Origin of the sequence: Holtiella tumoricola (genome assembly GCF_027857615.1) — a bacterium.
Lineage (GTDB): Bacteria > Bacillota > Clostridia > Lachnospirales > Cellulosilyticaceae > Holtiella > Holtiella tumoricola.
The window spans coordinates 1-15,929 of sequence record NZ_JAQIFT010000049.1; the positions used below are offsets into that span (position 1 = coordinate 1).

Annotated in this window: 21 protein-coding genes; all 21 read left to right on the forward strand. The window is 34.6% G+C overall.

Annotation, left to right across the window (positions count from 1 at the left end):
- Positions 1-153: 153 nt before the first annotated feature.
- On the forward strand, positions 154-1,053 hold the full coding sequence (gene ftsY, locus PBV87_RS13685; protein ID WP_271012712.1) for a signal recognition particle-docking protein FtsY: 900 nt from the start codon (positions 154-156) through the stop codon (positions 1,051-1,053).
- 79 nt (positions 1,054-1,132) lie between these two features.
- Positions 1,133-1,486, forward strand: coding sequence for a YlxM family DNA-binding protein (gene ylxM / locus PBV87_RS13690; protein ID WP_053983979.1), 354 nt, complete (start codon positions 1,133-1,135; stop codon positions 1,484-1,486).
- Positions 1,487-1,500: 14 nt separating this feature from the next.
- Complete coding sequence (gene ffh, locus PBV87_RS13695; protein ID WP_053983978.1) at positions 1,501-2,835, forward strand: signal recognition particle protein; 1,335 nt, start codon at positions 1,501-1,503, stop codon at positions 2,833-2,835.
- A 38-nt stretch (positions 2,836-2,873) separates the two neighbouring features.
- Positions 2,874-3,119, forward strand: a complete 246-nt coding sequence (gene rpsP, locus PBV87_RS13700) for a 30S ribosomal protein S16 (RefSeq protein ID WP_053983977.1) — start codon at positions 2,874-2,876, stop codon at positions 3,117-3,119.
- Positions 3,120-3,144: 25 nt separating this feature from the next.
- Complete coding sequence (locus tag PBV87_RS13705) at positions 3,145-3,375, forward strand: KH domain-containing protein (protein WP_053983976.1); 231 nt, start codon at positions 3,145-3,147, stop codon at positions 3,373-3,375.
- Between the two features lie 262 nt (positions 3,376-3,637).
- Positions 3,638-4,141, forward strand: coding sequence for a ribosome maturation factor RimM (gene rimM / locus PBV87_RS13710; RefSeq protein ID WP_271012643.1), 504 nt, complete (start codon positions 3,638-3,640; stop codon positions 4,139-4,141).
- A 2-nt stretch (positions 4,142-4,143) separates the two neighbouring features.
- Positions 4,144-4,890 (forward strand): tRNA (guanosine(37)-N1)-methyltransferase TrmD, encoded by a 747-nt coding sequence (gene trmD, locus PBV87_RS13715; protein WP_271012644.1) that lies wholly within the window; start codon positions 4,144-4,146, stop codon positions 4,888-4,890.
- 91 nt (positions 4,891-4,981) lie between these two features.
- Positions 4,982-5,326, forward strand: a complete 345-nt coding sequence (gene rplS / locus PBV87_RS13720) for a 50S ribosomal protein L19 (protein ID WP_053983973.1) — start codon at positions 4,982-4,984, stop codon at positions 5,324-5,326.
- Positions 5,327-5,396: 70 nt separating this feature from the next.
- A complete protein-coding gene (gene lepB / locus PBV87_RS13725) occupies positions 5,397-5,933 on the forward strand; it encodes a signal peptidase I (RefSeq protein WP_271012645.1) in 537 nt (178 codons plus the stop codon).
- Between the two features lie 31 nt (positions 5,934-5,964).
- Entirely contained in the window at positions 5,965-6,831 is an 867-nt protein-coding gene (gene ylqF / locus PBV87_RS13730; RefSeq protein ID WP_053983971.1) for a ribosome biogenesis GTPase YlqF, read from the forward strand.
- A gap of 35 nt (positions 6,832-6,866) precedes the next feature.
- Entirely contained in the window at positions 6,867-7,364 is a 498-nt protein-coding gene (gene lepB / locus PBV87_RS13735) for a signal peptidase I (RefSeq protein WP_242847714.1), read from the forward strand.
- Positions 7,365-7,396: 32 nt separating this feature from the next.
- Positions 7,397-7,924 carry a signal peptidase I gene (gene lepB / locus PBV87_RS13740; RefSeq protein WP_053983969.1) on the forward strand — a complete coding sequence of 176 codons (528 nt, stop codon included), beginning with the start codon at positions 7,397-7,399 and terminating at the stop codon, positions 7,922-7,924.
- The gene (locus tag PBV87_RS13745) at positions 7,924-8,700 is read left to right on the forward strand and encodes a ribonuclease HII (RefSeq protein WP_271012646.1); all 777 of its coding nucleotides are present in this window, start codon (positions 7,924-7,926) and stop codon (positions 8,698-8,700) included. The genes lepB (PBV87_RS13740) and PBV87_RS13745 overlap by 1 nt, the downstream gene beginning before the upstream one ends.
- Complete coding sequence (gene fliK / locus PBV87_RS22915; RefSeq protein ID WP_271012647.1) at positions 8,700-10,151, forward strand: flagellar hook-length control protein FliK; 1,452 nt, start codon at positions 8,700-8,702, stop codon at positions 10,149-10,151. The genes PBV87_RS13745 and fliK overlap by 1 nt, the downstream gene beginning before the upstream one ends.
- Before the next feature lie 9 nt (positions 10,152-10,160).
- Positions 10,161-10,442 (forward strand): EscU/YscU/HrcU family type III secretion system export apparatus switch protein, encoded by a 282-nt coding sequence (locus tag PBV87_RS13755; RefSeq protein WP_271012648.1) that lies wholly within the window; start codon positions 10,161-10,163, stop codon positions 10,440-10,442.
- Complete coding sequence (locus PBV87_RS13760) at positions 10,411-10,773, forward strand: YraN family protein (protein WP_271012649.1); 363 nt, start codon at positions 10,411-10,413, stop codon at positions 10,771-10,773. The genes PBV87_RS13755 and PBV87_RS13760 overlap by 32 nt, the downstream gene beginning before the upstream one ends.
- Positions 10,774-10,786: 13 nt before the next feature.
- Complete coding sequence (pgeF, locus tag PBV87_RS13765) at positions 10,787-11,611, forward strand: peptidoglycan editing factor PgeF (protein ID WP_198524892.1); 825 nt, start codon at positions 10,787-10,789, stop codon at positions 11,609-11,611.
- A 12-nt stretch (positions 11,612-11,623) separates the two neighbouring features.
- Entirely contained in the window at positions 11,624-12,961 is a 1,338-nt protein-coding gene (locus PBV87_RS13770) for a DUF512 domain-containing protein (RefSeq protein ID WP_271012650.1), read from the forward strand.
- Positions 12,958-14,286 carry a ribosome biogenesis GTPase Der gene (gene der / locus PBV87_RS13775; protein WP_053983963.1) on the forward strand — a complete coding sequence of 443 codons (1,329 nt, stop codon included), beginning with the start codon at positions 12,958-12,960 and terminating at the stop codon, positions 14,284-14,286. Before PBV87_RS13770 ends, der begins: the two co-directional genes overlap by 4 nt.
- Positions 14,287-14,288: 2 nt before the next feature.
- Positions 14,289-14,894, forward strand: coding sequence for a glycerol-3-phosphate 1-O-acyltransferase PlsY (gene plsY / locus PBV87_RS13780; protein ID WP_271012651.1), 606 nt, complete (start codon positions 14,289-14,291; stop codon positions 14,892-14,894).
- A gap of 12 nt (positions 14,895-14,906) precedes the next feature.
- Positions 14,907-15,902 carry an NAD(P)H-dependent glycerol-3-phosphate dehydrogenase gene (locus PBV87_RS13785; protein WP_053983961.1) on the forward strand — a complete coding sequence of 332 codons (996 nt, stop codon included), beginning with the start codon at positions 14,907-14,909 and terminating at the stop codon, positions 15,900-15,902.
- Positions 15,903-15,929: the final 27 nt, after the last annotated feature.

Here is a 15,929-nt window from a genome sequence, read left to right on the forward strand (position 1 = left end):
GCAAGATTAGCAGAAGAGGCTAAAGAAGCTGAGGAAGCAAGATTAGCAGAAGAGGCTAAAGAAGCTGAGGAGGCAAGATTAGCAGAGGAAGCTAAACAAGGTGAAACTAGTGAGAGTGAAGAAACGCCTAAGAAAAAAGGACTTTTCTCTAAGTTGTTTAGTGGGTTAACAAAAACACGTGACCAGTTTTTAGGTGCTGTAGATGATGTTTTAAAAGGCTTTAAGAAAATAGATGAAGACCTTTATGAAGAATTAGAGGAAGCCCTAATCATGGCTGACTTTGGTGTAGAAACTACCATGAATATCATGGAAAAACTTCGTGAAAAAGTTAAAACAGAGAAAATTACTGAACCAGGTGATTTAAAACTTGCATTACAAGAAATCATCACAGGGATTTTGACAGCTCATGAGTGGAAACCACTTGTTGAAGAAGGTAAGCCAAATGTTATTTTAGTTATCGGTGTGAATGGGGTAGGTAAAACGACTACAATTGGTAAGTTAGCACATCAATTCAAAGAAGAGAATAAGAATGTTATTTTAGCAGCAGCAGATACATTCCGTGCAGCAGCTATTGAACAACTCCAAATTTGGGCAGATCGTTCAGGCGTGCCACTTGTTAAGCATGAAGAAGGATCAGATCCGGCCGCTGTTGTATATGATGGGATTAAAGCTGCAAAATCAAGAAAGTGTGATTTACTTATCTGTGATACAGCGGGGCGTCTGCAAAACAAGACGAACCTAATGAAAGAACTTGAAAAAATGGGACGTATTATTGAACGTGAATATCCAGAAGCACATAAAGAAGTGCTAATTGTTTTAGATGCAACAACAGGGCAAAATGCTATTTCCCAAGTTAAAGTTTTTAAAGAAGTAGCGAACGTAGATGGTATCATTTTAACAAAATTAGATGGAACAGCTAAAGGTGGAGCCGTGGTAGGTATTTGTGAAAACTTAAATGTACCTGTTAAATATATTGGTGTAGGGGAAAAGATTGATGATCTTCAACCTTTTGACCCTAAAGCTTTTGCAGCAGCTCTTTTTGAACAAAAATAAAATTAGAGTTGACAAAATACAAGTTATTCTTTATAATTCATCTGTAAAGTAAAAGAGGCTGACAGCTAGGGGGTGTTGTATGGAGAAGTTTGTTGAAGTGAGTTATTTATATGATTTTTATGAGTCACTACTTACAGACAAGCAGCGTGATTTATTGATGCGATATTATTTTGATGATTTATCGCTAGGAGAGCTCGCTACCACCTACAATATTAGCCGCCAAAGCGTTTTTGACACAATTAAGAAAGCTGAACAAAAGATGTTGGATCTTGAAAGTAAGCTAGAATTATGGACAAAATACGTCAAACAGGAAAAGATTCTTACAGAGGTAAAAGATAAACTTAAACAATGCTCACCACTTGGTGAAACAGAAAAAGAAAAGCAATTGCAAGAAGCTATTGCACTTCTTGAACAATTGTCAAGTGAAATGTAGGAGGAATTCCGGAAATGGCCTTTGATCAATTATCAACCAAATTGCAAGATGTTTTTAAACAGCTTAAAAGTAAAGGGAAGCTTAGCGATAAAGATGTTAAACTAGCATTAAGAGAAGTTAAGCTTGCACTTTTAGAAGCAGATGTTAACTTTAAAGTTGTTAAACAGTTTATTAAAACAATAGAAGAACGTGCAGTAGGCACTGAGGTGTTAGAAAGTTTAACACCAGGACAGCAAGTCATTAAAATTGTTAATGATGAGCTTGTAGCCCTTATGGGTGGTACACAAAGCAAAATTACATTTGCTTCAAAAGGTATTACACCAATTATGATGGTAGGTCTCCAAGGAGCAGGTAAGACAACAACAAGTGGTAAACTTGCAGCACTTATCAAATCCCAAGGTAAGAGACCATTATTAGTAGGATGTGACGTTTATCGTCCAGCTGCTATTGACCAGCTTATGAAAGTAGGGAAACAAGTTAACATTCCAGTTTTTTCTTTAGGAACAGACCATAATCCTGTTGATATTGCAAAAGCAGGTATGGAATATGCGAGAGAAAATAACTTTGATGTAGTACTCCTCGATACAGCAGGACGTCTTCATATTGATGAAGTGCTTATGGACGAGCTTAAATTCATTAAAGCGGAAGTTAAGCCAAGAGAGATTCTCTTAGTTGTAGATGCGATGACAGGGCAAGATGCTGTAAACGTAGCAGAATCCTTTAATGAAGCACTAGGGATTGATGGTATTGTTATGACTAAGTTAGATAGTGATAACAGAGGTGGTGCAGCATTATCTGTAAAAGCCGTAACCAACAAACCTATTAAATATGCAGGTATGGGTGAAAAACTTAGTGATTTAGAACCATTCCATCCAGAGCGTATGGCTTCTCGTATTTTGGGTATGGGTGACGTATTAACATTAATCGAAAAGGCTCAACAAAATTACGACGAAGATAAAGCAAAAGAATTAGAAGCTAAATTTAGAAAAGCTGAATTTAACTTTGATGACTTTTTAGATCAAATGCGTCAAATTAAAAAAATGGGACCACTTAACCAAATCTTAGGCATGTTACCAGGCATGAATACATCTAAGCTTGGTGAAATCGATGTAGATGACAAACAACTAGCATACATTGAAGCCATTATTTTATCTATGACGAAAGAGGAACGTCAAAATCCTAGTATTATTAATATGTCTCGTAAGAAACGTATTGCAGCAGGAAGTGGACGTGATCTTCAAGAAGTTAATCGTCTCATCAAACAGTTTGAGCAAATGCAAACAATGATGAAACAAATGTCTGGTATGATGAAAGGCAAAAAAGGTAAATTTAAATTACCTTTTATGTAAATAAATAATATAATTAATTAACCTTAGGAGGTAACAACATGGCAGTAAAAATTCGTTTAAAAAGATTAGGTGCAAAGAAAGCTCCTTTTTATAGAATCGTAGTAGCAGATTCTCGTTCACCAAGAGATGGTCGTTTCATCGAAGAAGTAGGTTACTTCAATCCATGTCAAGAACCAAATGAATTAAGCGTAAATAAAGAAGCTGTAGAAAAATGGTTAGCAAATGGTGCTCAACCAACAGATACAGTTAAAACTTTACTTAAAAAATCTGGCGTTGAAATGTAATTAACGCCCACATGGAGGGGATCCGATGAAAAGTTTAGTTGAAGTGATCGCCAAACAATTGGTAGATTTGCCAGAAGAAGTTTCTGTTTCACAACGTGAGGAAGAGAATGCAGTAATTCTAGAACTAAAAGTAGCCCCAAGCGATATGGGTAAAATCATCGGAAAGCAAGGCAAGATTGCTAAAGCAATCCGTACCATTGTGAAATCAGCAACAGCATCTTCTAGTAAGAAAGTAGTTGTTGAAATTAGTGAATAGGCTAGGGAATTCCCTAGCCTATTTATTATATACAGAATTTTTATAGATCTACTAAACGTCTATCTTAGTATTTATTCATATTAAGTATAAAATAAACAATAATTAACTTATAGATTGAGTGTTTTAATAAAGCAAGACATAGGGTATACTTTATAATGAACAATGATAATAAAAGATACATAAATGCTTAGAAATTGACTAAAAAGCCTTGCATAGAGCCTTTATAGTGAGTATTTAAGATATTAAGAAAGGAAATAAGACAATGGAACAAATGCTTACAATTGGAAGAATCGTAAATACACATGGTGTAAAAGGAGAAGTACGTGTACTACCTTCTACAGATGATATTAAACGTTTTGGAAAACTAAAAGAAATCGTTGTACAAAATCGTACAGAATCAATAAAAGAAATTGAAACTGTACGTTATCATAAAAATTTCGTTCTTTTAAAATTTAAAGGAATTGATAATATGGATGATGCTGAACTTCTTAAAAATAGTACACTTAAAATTAATCGTAAAGATGCACTTCCATTAGGACAAGATGAATATTATCAATGTGATTTATACGGCTTAAAAGTAGTAACAGAAGAAGGGCGTGACCTTGGAAAGTTAGTTGATATTCTTGTAACAGGTAGTAATGATGTATATGTAGTACGTAATACAGAGAAAGAAATTCTTATTCCAGCGATTAAACAATGTATTTTAAAAATTGATCTAGAAAAAGGTGAAATGCTTGTACAACTTTTAGAAGGGCTGGAAGATTAATCATGAAGATTACCATTATGACACTGTTTCCAGAGATGATTGAGAATGCAGTGAATTGTAGTATATTAGGGCGAGCAAGACAAAATGGTTTAATCGAAATAGAAGCAATAAATATTAGAGATTTTGCAAATAATAAACATCTACAGGTAGATGACTATCCTTATGGTGGTGGTGCAGGGATGCTTATGATGGCTGATCCTGTATGCAGATGCTACGACCATATTGTGGAGCATTCTTCTGTAGCACCACAACATGTACTTTATATGTCTCCACAAGGAAAGCCTTGGAAGCAACAAATGGCAGAAGCGTTAAGTAGCGAAGAACACATTGTTTTATTATGTGGCCACTATGAGGGGATTGATCAGCGTGCTTTAGATGCAATAGTGACGGAGGAAGTCTCAATTGGAGATTATGTACTTACAGGTGGTGAATTAGCAGCGCTTGTGGTAGCAGATAGTATTAGTAGATTGGTGCCAGGTGTTTTAGGGAAAGCTGAATCCTTCCAGGATGAAAGTTTTTCAGATGGTTTATTAGAGTATCCTCATTACACAAGACCAGCAGTCTATCGTGATGAAGCTGTTCCAGATGTTCTTTTATCAGGGAATCATCAAAAGATTGCAGCTTATAGGCGAGAAATGTCACTTATTAACACTTTTAATAAAAGACCAGATCTACTAAAAAGAGCAAAATTAACAGAAAAAGAAAAATATTTTATTAATGAATATGCAAAAAAACGTTGCAAATCCTAGGCGGACATGCTATAATTGCCTAGAGTTATTACGGACGGTCCTCTGCCAAAATGTATGGGTAATGAACGTCTCAGATTAAAGGAGAATACACATGAACGAAATTATCAGAGCAATTGAAAATGAACAAATCAGAGAAGTAACACCATTTAACGTAGGGGACACAGTACGTGTTTACGCTCGTATCAAAGAAGGTCAAAGAGAACGTGTACAAATGTTCGAAGGGATCGTATTAAAAAGACAAAATGGTGGAGCTCGTGAAAACTTCACAGTAAGAAGAATTTCTTACGGTGTTGGTGTTGAAAAAACATGGCCAGTTCATTCACCACTTCTTGAAAAAATCGAAGTTATTCGTCGTGGTAAAGTAAGACGTGCTAAACTTAACTACTTACGTGACCGCGTTGGTAAAAATGCTAAAGTTAAAGAATTAATCAAGTAAGAAAACAATTAATAAAATAAAAAGGGACTTTTATAGTCCCTTTTTGTGTATAGAAATGAGAGAATTTTATATGAAAGATCCAAGAGGTAAAAAGAAAGATCAGCTCTTAGGTTTCTTTAAAGATTTGATTATAGCTATTATTGTTGTTTTAGTGGTTAATGCTTTTTTAGTACAAAATTTAAAAGTGCAAGGCACTTCCATGGCACCACTTTTAGACAATAATAATATGGTCATTATTAATAAGCTAGCCTATAAAATGAGTATGCCTAAAAAAGGAGATATTATAGGATTTTACACCAATAATGTCAAGACACCAGTTGTGAAACGTATTGTAGGTTTGTCAGGAGATATCATTGATTACAAAGACGGCCAGCTTTATATCAATGGAACCCCTATCAATAACTCTGATGAAGATGCTATGATGCATAGAGGTGATATTAAGTATCCTTTTACAGTTGCAGAAGGCACTTACTTTGTATTAGGGGATAATTATAATAGTAGTATTGATAGTCGATTTAATTATATTGGATGTGTACCAAAGAAGAATATTGTAGGACGTATTAGTCTAAGAATATGGCCTTTTTGGAAAAATCCATTTTTAAAATAAATAGAATTTAATAGAAATAAAGGTGAATATTATGCAAATACAATGGTATCCAGGTCATATGACGAAAACAAGACGTCTCATAGAGGAGAATGTTAAGCTTGTTGATATTGTCATTGAATTACTTGATGCACGTGCACCATATAGTACTAAAAATCCTGATATTGATAAATTAACAAAAGGTAAAATGCGACTTATTGTTTTAAATAAAAGTGACCTTTCTGATCCAAGTGTGGTAAAAGAATGGAGCAAGTGGTATAGTAGTGCAAATGTACGTGTTATTGAAATTGTAGCGACTTCAGGTAAAGGGATTAAAGAAGTTACACAAGCTGCAGAGGACATGCTTAAAGAAAAAATAGAACGTGATAAAGCAAGAGGACGTATTTATAGACCTATTCGTGCAATGATCGTAGGCATTCCTAATGTAGGGAAATCTACATTTATTAATTCATTAGTGGGGAAAGGTTCTACTAAAACAGGTGATAAACCAGGGGTAACCCGCGGTAAGCAATGGGTTAAAATTAAAAAAGGATTTGAACTTTTAGATATGCCAGGTATTTTATGGCCAAAGTTTGAAGATCAAGAAGTAGCGAAAAAACTTGCTTATTTAGGTTCAATTAAAGATGAAATTTTAGATAGTCGTGAGTTAGCTATGGGATTTTTAGAACTTGGATCAAAACGTTTTAAAGATAAATTAGAAACACGTTATAAAATTGAAATTTTACCAGAAACAAGTGCTTATGATATACTACTTATGATAGGTAAAAAGCGTGGATTTATTGTGCCTGGTGGTGATATAGATGAAACAAGGACAGCGCTTGTCGTTTTAGATGAGTTTAGAAGTGGCAAATTAGGAAGAATTACTGTAGAATCTCCATCAGACCTCATAAGAGAGGATTGAGACTGTTGAAAAAAATCAAAAATTTATTAGAGTTTATGAAGGAGCCCTTTTTAGCGATATTGTGTGCCCTTCTAATCTCACAATTTCTAATGATGCATACTAGAATTCCTTCAGGTTCGATGATTCCAACTATTGAGCCTGGAGATCATCTTATCGTTAATCTTATGCCTAATTATTACAGAACACCTAAAAGAGGTGAAATTGTAGTTTTTGAGTATGGCGGAGAACATCTTATTAAACGTGTTATTGGTGAACCTAATGATGTCGTTGACTTAAAAGATGGAAAGGTCTATATTAATAATGAAGAAATAGATGAAACAGCCTATATCCATACATATAACGGAACAAGAGAATATGCAGGAAGTGACATAGAATTTCCATATATAGTTCCTGAGGGCTGCTATTTTATGATGGGGGATAATCGAGAAGGTAGTGCAGATAGCCGTATTTTTGGATCCATATCAAAAAATGCTATTATTGCTATTGGAGCCTTGAAGATTTTTCCATTTCAAGCTATAGGCGTTTTAAAGTAGATAGATAAAATGAAAAGAAAGAGGGCTTAGTCATGTACAAGTTAAGAAATATATTAGACTTTAGTAAAGATTTACTAGTAGCACTTTTAGCAGCACTTTTAGTCATTCGTTTTGTTGCTATGCACACAGAGGTACCAACAAGTTCTATGGTACCAACGATTATGGAAAAAGATCATCTTATTGTAAGCCCTTTTACTGCTTATGGAAGAGAACCTAGAATAGGCGAGATTGTCATTTTCTATCAAGATGGAGAAAGACTTGTTAAACGTCTTATTGCAACAGGCGGCGATACAGTTGACCTTATTGATGGAGATGTGTATGTAAATGGTGAAGCAATTGATGAATCAGCTTATATAAGATATGAGCATACAACAAATCCATTTTCTTGGAGCGATATAGAGTTTCCTTATACAGTGCCAGAAGGAAGTTACTGGATGATGGGCGATAACAGAGAAGAAAGTGCAGATAGTCGTGTATTTGGAGCTATAAAGAGTGATAAAGTTATCGCTATAGGCGGATTTAGAATATATCCTTTTGATACAATAGGAGTATTAGAATAATGAATGAGATTAAAAAAACAGTCAAAGCAATAGAACTTGAATTAAAGAGCGCTTCTTCTGAGGCGCTTCTTTCACTTATTAAAGTATATGAGGTAGATACACGTCAAAGTGTAATAAAACTATGTCAAAAATATAAAAAGCAATTAGAAACCCTTGAAAAGCTTAAAGAAGAATGGGCGGATAAACTCTATTTTGACCAAGCATTTCGTGGAGAACATAAGATGCTTATAGGTATTGATGAAGTAGGACGAGGACCGCTGGCAGGACCTGTTGTAGCTTGTGCAGTTGTATTACCAGATGAATGTGAGCTTTTAGGGGTTAAAGATTCTAAGAAAATAGCCGAAGAAAAAAGAGAAGCACTTTATGATGAAATTATGCACACAGCACTGCATGTAGGAATAGGCATAGTGGATGCACCTGAAATAGATGAAATAAATATTTTACAGGCTACATTTAAGGCTATGCGTATTGCAATACAGGAACTAGCTATAAAACCTGAAGTTATTTTAGTTGATGGTGATAAAGTAATAAAAGGTGTAGGCTGTACGCAACATGCAGTTGTAAAAGGTGATAATAAAAGTGCTGCAATTGCAGCTGCAAGTATTGTAGCTAAAGTAACAAGAGACCGTATGATGAAAGCGTATGCCAAAGATTATCCTCATTATGATTGGGAAAGTAATAAAGGATATGGAAGTAATGCCCATTATAATGGAATAAGAGCACATGGTATTACCCCTCTTCATCGTAAAACATTCTTAAAAAATGAGGGATTTTAGTGATCAATCAAACATTTATTCATACAAAACTTCATTCAGCCAATTCTTATGCTGCCTTAACTGAACAAGCTAAGGCAGCATTACTTACATCTAAAAGTCAATTAGGTTTAAATGTGGGCGACTTATTAGAAGGAAATCTTGTTAAAGTTGAGAATAAATTTTTTCTCAGAGAACTTGTAACAGGTCAACTATTTGCAACCAATTTAATAGATGAGCATTTACTTGGTCAGCTCTTAAAGTTTGAAGTAAAGGGATATGAGGGAACAAAACTTTTGTTAGCCTTAAGTGAGTCTACAATGTCACAAAATACGCTTATAGAGCAAGCTATGGACACATTAGATCTACCTAGGGAAGAGGGAATAAAGCAACTTATTAAAGCATTTACAGATGCTGAATTACCCCTTCAAAAAGAACCTATTCTTCAAACCTATAGACTGCAACAAGTAACAGAGTTACCAGGACAAGCTTTTTTAAACATACTAAAATATCACCAAGGAAATACATATGCCCCTTCCAATATACCGATTGGTCATGAGACATTAAAGCAAATGGGGAATTATAAGGAAGATGTTTTGAAAGAAGTATTAGACCAAACACTTGAAGCGTATTCTCGCACCATAGAAGAGAATAAGCCTATGGCGAATAAAACAGGAGCATTACAAAGCTTTTTGAAGGGTATTCAGCAAACTTTACCAGAAACAGTATTTAAAGCAGTTTTGCAAAACCTTATGTCAGAGACTGGAATTCTAAAAGAGGAAGGTCATACTCAATTAGATAAAGTATCTACCTCAAAGCTTATAGAGACCTTAGTGAAACAGTTAGATGAAATGCCTTTAGATGAAAGTTTAAAAAAGTGTTTAAAAGCATGTTTTACTTTAGATTCCAATACGCTGAGGCAGGCAAGTAAACAAGCAAAAGGTTTAAAGGATACAGTACTTTTTAAAGAAGAGGAAATAGTTAAAGTACTTGTCAAAGAAATGAAGCAATTAAGTGGAAATAGCCAAGGTCTAGAAAAAATGCTAAATGAATTAGAGGAGCAACTTCTTATTCATCATAAATTGAAGGAAGAGGGACAATACTATACATTCCCCTTTATGAGTGAATTAGGAGAGGCAAAAGGAAAAGTGTATTTTTACAAACCTTATAAAAATAAGCAAAAGCAAGATAAAAGTTTATATACAGTTATTGCTTTAGAAATGCCAACTTTGAAGGAAATAGAAGTCCATATCCATCAGATAGATAAAAACTTAAGATTAGATTTTTATACAGAACTAGAAGCAGCGAAAAAGTTAATTGAGGCAGAAGGTTATAGATTATTAGAGCCTTTAGGAAAATTAGGTTATCAAGTAGAACATATAAGTTTTGCTAAAAAGGAAGATAGAGAAGTTATAGCTCTACAGAGTGAAGAAAAGGATTTACCTCTACCTACAGGTTTTGATTATCATATTTAAGGGGGCTATATGGAAGATAAAATTAAACGCGCAGCAGCCATTAGTTATGATCCAGAAAAAGCCAGTGCACCCATTGTAGTAGCTGAGGGAAAAGGATATGTAGCTAAGAACATTATTGAAGAAGCAAAGAAACAAAATATACCCGTTTATAAAGATGATAAACTGGCTACACTTTTAACAGAAATTAAGATTGGAGCCCAAATACCTGAAGAACTTTATGATATTATGGCTCAAATACTTGTGTTTGTGAGTGATATGGATGAACTCTACGGTAAAGTGTCAAAAGAATAATAGGCAAGTTGGCAGTTATTATGAACAAAAAGCAAAAATATACTTAGAATCATTAGGTTATACAATTCTTCAGATGAATTATCGTTGCCGCCTAGGAGAAATAGACCTTATTGCTAAAGACAAGGACTATATTGTTTTTGTAGAAATTAAATATCGCTATTCAGCAAAATGTGGTCTACCTAGGGAGAGTGTCAACTATTATAAGAAGAAGAGAATTATTAATGTGGCCAAGTACTATCTCATGGCACATTATAAAAAAGAAGTAGCATGTCGATTTGATGTGATTGAGATATTAGGTGACCAACTTACACATTTAAAGGCGGCATTTTAGGGAGGAAATCATGATGGAACAAAAACGTGGTGCAATTTATAAAGAAGAAGGGATCATACCTCATGTTATATTTGAATGTTGGGAGAATGATTCAAATATGGGACATTGCTTTACAACAAAGTTAGGTGGTGTAAGCAAAGGAGAATGTGAAAGCCTAAATTTAGGATTTAACCGTGGGGATGATAGAGAAAATGTAGTAGAGAACTATCGACGTGTAGGTACATTACTTGGAACAAGTATAGAGCAGATGGTACTTAGTAGACAAGTGCATGAAACACAAATAGCAGAAGTTACAAGTAATGATGCAGGTAATGGTATTATAACACCTAATAAATGGGAAAGTTTAGATGGTATTTATACAAAAGAGAAAGGGCTTACGCTGGTTACACACTATGCAGATTGTGTTCCACTATTTTTTTATGCAAGAAAGTATGGTATGATTGGAATGGCCCACGCAGGCTGGCGTGGCACTGTTAATGAAATTGGTAAAAAAATGATAGACATATGGCACCAAGAACACAATATTCCTCTAGAAGACATTGAAGTTGGTATTGGACCATCTATAGGACCTTGTTGTTTTGAGGTCCATACAGATGTAGCTGACGTCTTTTTAGAACGATTTGGTGAGCAACCTTTTATTGTTAAAAATACTAAAAATGATAAATATAATATAGATTTGTGGGCATGTAATGCTTATAGTTTAGAAACAATAGGTATAAAACCAAATCAGATTGCTAAGGCTGAGATGTGTACGTGTTGTCAGAGTGATACGTTTTTCTCACATCGAAAAACCCAAGGTAAAAGAGGAACGTTAGGTGCTTTTATGTACTTAAAATAGGAGTTGAATAAATTGAAAAATACTTATAAATCACACCTTATAGTTGACGTACTTGAAGACAGCATTGCCAAAGAGTTAGAACTTGAAAAAGGTGATAAACTATTATCTATTAATGGGGAACGTATTCAAGATGTCTTTGATTATCGCTTTTTACTAAGTGATGAGGAGATAGAAGTTAAAGTTGAGAAAGCAAATGGAGAAGTTTGGGATTTCGAAATTGAAAAAGACTATGGAGATGATTTAGGTCTGGTTTTTGAAACAGAACTTATGGATGAGTTACTAAAATGTCGTAATAAGTGTAAGTTCTGTTTCATTGACCAACTTCCCCCTAATATGCGTCAAACAGTGTACTTTAAAGATGACGACTGGCGTATGTCTTTTTTAAATGGTAACTACATTACACTTACTAATATATCTGAGTATGACCAAGAACGTATGATCAAATACCGACTTTCACCACTCAATGTATCCATTCATGCTACAGACCCAGAGGTAAGACAAACATTACTTCATAATCGCTTTGCAGGTAAAATTATGGAACAACTGGGTACTTTAGTTGATCATGGTATACAAATTAATGGACAAATTGTATTATGTCCAGGTTTAAATGATGGTAAGGTTCTTGATCAAACAATACAAGACTTAAGTACGTTTATACCAGATATACTATCATTAACTGTTGTTCCAGTAGGAGTTTCAAAATTTAGAGAAAACCTACCTTATTTAGAATCATTTAATGAGGAATCAGCAAGAGAAGTTGTAGAAGTTATAGAAAAATGGCAAAAATATTATTTAGAGAAGATGGGTACACGCTTTGTCTTTGCAGCAGATGAATTCTATATTACAGGAAAAATGCCAAAGCCAAGTTATGATGAATATGAAGGATTCCCTGTTTTAGATAATGGTGTTGGAATGCTGACAAAATTTGAGTATGAATTAGAAGAAGCACTTAAAGAGGCGACAGATAATGGAGAAGCATTTGAATGTTCAATAGCAACAGGATGTATTACAGAAGTATTTATGAAAAATTGTGTTGCAAAACTAGAAGAAAAATTCTCACATATTAAAATACATGTTTATCCTATTATCAATGAATATTTTGGTGAATATGTAACTGTAACAGGACTTTTGACAGGACAAGACATTGTAAAGACACTAAAATCTAAACAAAACTTAGGGAAAGTTTTGCTAATTGCTGAGAATATGTTAAAATGTGGTGAAGAGGTCTTTTTAGATGACTATACTGTAGATCAACTGAAGAGTGAACTAGGAGTTCCGGTTCTCGTGATGCCGAATGAGGGACAAGAATGGCTAGATAAGATTTTACATGCAAAAGGAGAAATAAAATGAGTAAACCAATTGTTGCAATTATAGGGAGACCAAATGTAGGAAAGTCTACCTTATTTAATAGACTTGCGAAAGCTAGAATTTCTATCGTTGATGATACACCAGGAGTAACACGTGATAGAATTTATGCAGATGTAGAATGGCTTAATTACAAATTTACAATGATCGATACAGGTGGTATTGAGCCAGAGAGTAACGATATTATTTTATCTCAAATGCGTAGACAAGCAGAAGCAGCGATTGCTTCCGCAGACGTTATTGTATTCTTAGTAGATAATAAAACAGGCCTTACAGATTCAGATATGCATGTTGCGAATATGCTTAGAAAATCACATAAACCTGTTGTACTTGTAGTTAATAAAGTAGATGATATGCAAACACAAACAATGGGGATTTATGAGTTCTATAACTTAGGACTTGGTGATCCTATTCCAATTTCAGCTGGACAACCTCTTAACTTAGGAGATATGTTAGATGCGATTGTAGAATACTTCCCACAACCAACTGACGATGAAGAAGAAGATGATGCAATTAAAGTTGCTATCATTGGTAAACCAAACGTAGGTAAATCTTCACTTGTAAACAAAATTTGTGGAGAAGAACGTGTTATTGTAAGTGAGATTGCAGGAACAACACGTGATTCTGTAGATACAGAAGTAACAATTGATGATCAAAAATATGTATTAATTGATACAGCAGGGCTTAGAAAACGTAAAAAAGTAACAGAAGCGATCGAAAAATACAGTATTATACGTACAGTAGCTGCTGTAGAGCGTGCGGATATTGTTCTTATTATGATTGATGCAAATGAAGGTATTACAGAACAAGATACAAAAATTGCAGGGATCGCTCATGAAGCAGGAAAAGGTTGTATTATCGTTGTAAACAAATGGGATTCAATTGAGAAAAACGATAAAACAATGAACGCTTATTTAAAAGATATTACAAATACTTTAGCTTATATGCAATATGCACCATGTATGTTTATTTCAGCTATGACAGGACAACGTATTGGTAAGCTATTTGATATGATTCATACAATCGCTCAAAATCAAACACTTCGTATTAGCACAGGATTACTTAATGATGTATTATATGAAGCAACAGCAATGAACCAACCACCACATGACAAAGGTAAAGCACTTAAGATTCTCTACATGACACAAGTAAGTGTAAAACCACCAACATTTGTACTCTTTGTAAACGATAAAGAATTGATGCATTTCTCTTATTTAAGATACATCGAAAATCAAATGCGTGAAGCCTTTGGCTTTAAAGGTACACCAATTCACTTTATCGTAAGAGAAAAAGGAAAGAAGGATGAATAATCATGTACCGATTGATTGCACTTGGTCTCGGGTATTTGCTTGGGGGCATACAAACAGCTATTTTGTATGGAAGATTACAAGGAATTGAAATTCGTGAACACGGAAGTGGAAATGCGGGGGCAACAAATACTTTACGTGTACTAGGTAAAAAAGCGGCATTAATTGTATTTATAGGCGATGTACTAAAGGCAGCAGCTGCTGTTATGATTGCAAAATTACTATTTCCAGATACATCATTACTCGCAGGACTTTATGCGGGTATTGGTGCAATCATTGGGCATAGCTACCCACTCTTCTTTAAATTTAAAGGAGGAAAAGGGATTGCTGTAACAGTAGGAACCATTTATTTTATTGATATCAGAATAGCACTTATTGTAAGTCTTATCTTTATTATAAGTGCATGGACTACACGTATTGTCTCAAGTAGTTCACTCCTTTTAACAGGTTTTATTCCTATTTTACTTTACGTATTCTACAAAGGGTCTCCTAATATTGTAGAGATTGTATGCTTAGGTGTAGTGATTGCGGGTATTACAGCCTATAGACATAAGGAGAATATCGCAAGATTACTCAATGGGACAGAATCAAAGCTTGGCAGCAAGAAATAAGGAGGCATAGGGATGCAAAAGATAGGTGTACTTGGAGCAGGAAGTTGGGGATTAGCACTTAGTTTATTGCTTAATGAAAAAGGGCATGATGTAACAGTATGGTGCTATGACCAAAAAGAAAAAGATGACTTGCTCACTTATAGAGAGAATAAACGTTGTTTACCAGGTATTAAAATACCATTAGAAATTCATTTTTCTACAGATTATGAAGAATGTGTAGAGGGTAAAGATGTTGTAGTAATGGCTGTACCTTCAAAGGCTATACGTACAACTTCAGAAGCAATTATGCCTTATTTAGAGAAGGAGACTGTTATTGTCAATGTTTCTAAGGGAATTGAATTTGAAACACTTTATACCCTTTCCCAAGTTATCGAATCTGTTGTACCAAACAAAGTTGTTGTTTTATCAGGACCAAGCCATGCAGAAGAAGTAGCTAGACATATGCCAACAGCTGTTGTTGCTAGTAGCGAATGTATGGTGAGTGCAGAGTATATTCAAGATTTATTCATAACAGAATATTTTAGAGTCTATACAAACCCAGATATTATAGGTGTTGAATTAGGTGGAGCACTTAAAAATGTTATAGCACTTGCATCTGGTGTTGCAGAAGGATTAGGCTATGGTGATAATTCAAAGGCCGCACTTATTACAAGAGGTATTGCAGAAATCGCTAGACTAGGCGTAGCAATGGGAGGAAATCCTAATACTTTCGGTGGTCTAACAGGAATAGGTGATCTTATTGTAACTTGTATGAGTGGCCATAGCCGTAATCGTAGATGTGGTGAACTTATTGGACAAGGTTATACTCTAGATGAAGCAATCAAGAAAGTAAATATGGTTGTAGAAGGAGTTCCTACAACTAAAGGTGCTTATGCACTTATGAAAAAACATAATATTGAAATGCCAATCATTACAGCAATCTATGAAGGACTTTTTGAAAATGCTCCTGTAGATGAAGTTGTAACAAAACTTATGTGCCGTGATAAAAAAATGGAGAGTTTTGATTAAAGAGTGGTATATCTTACGCCTTCTCAC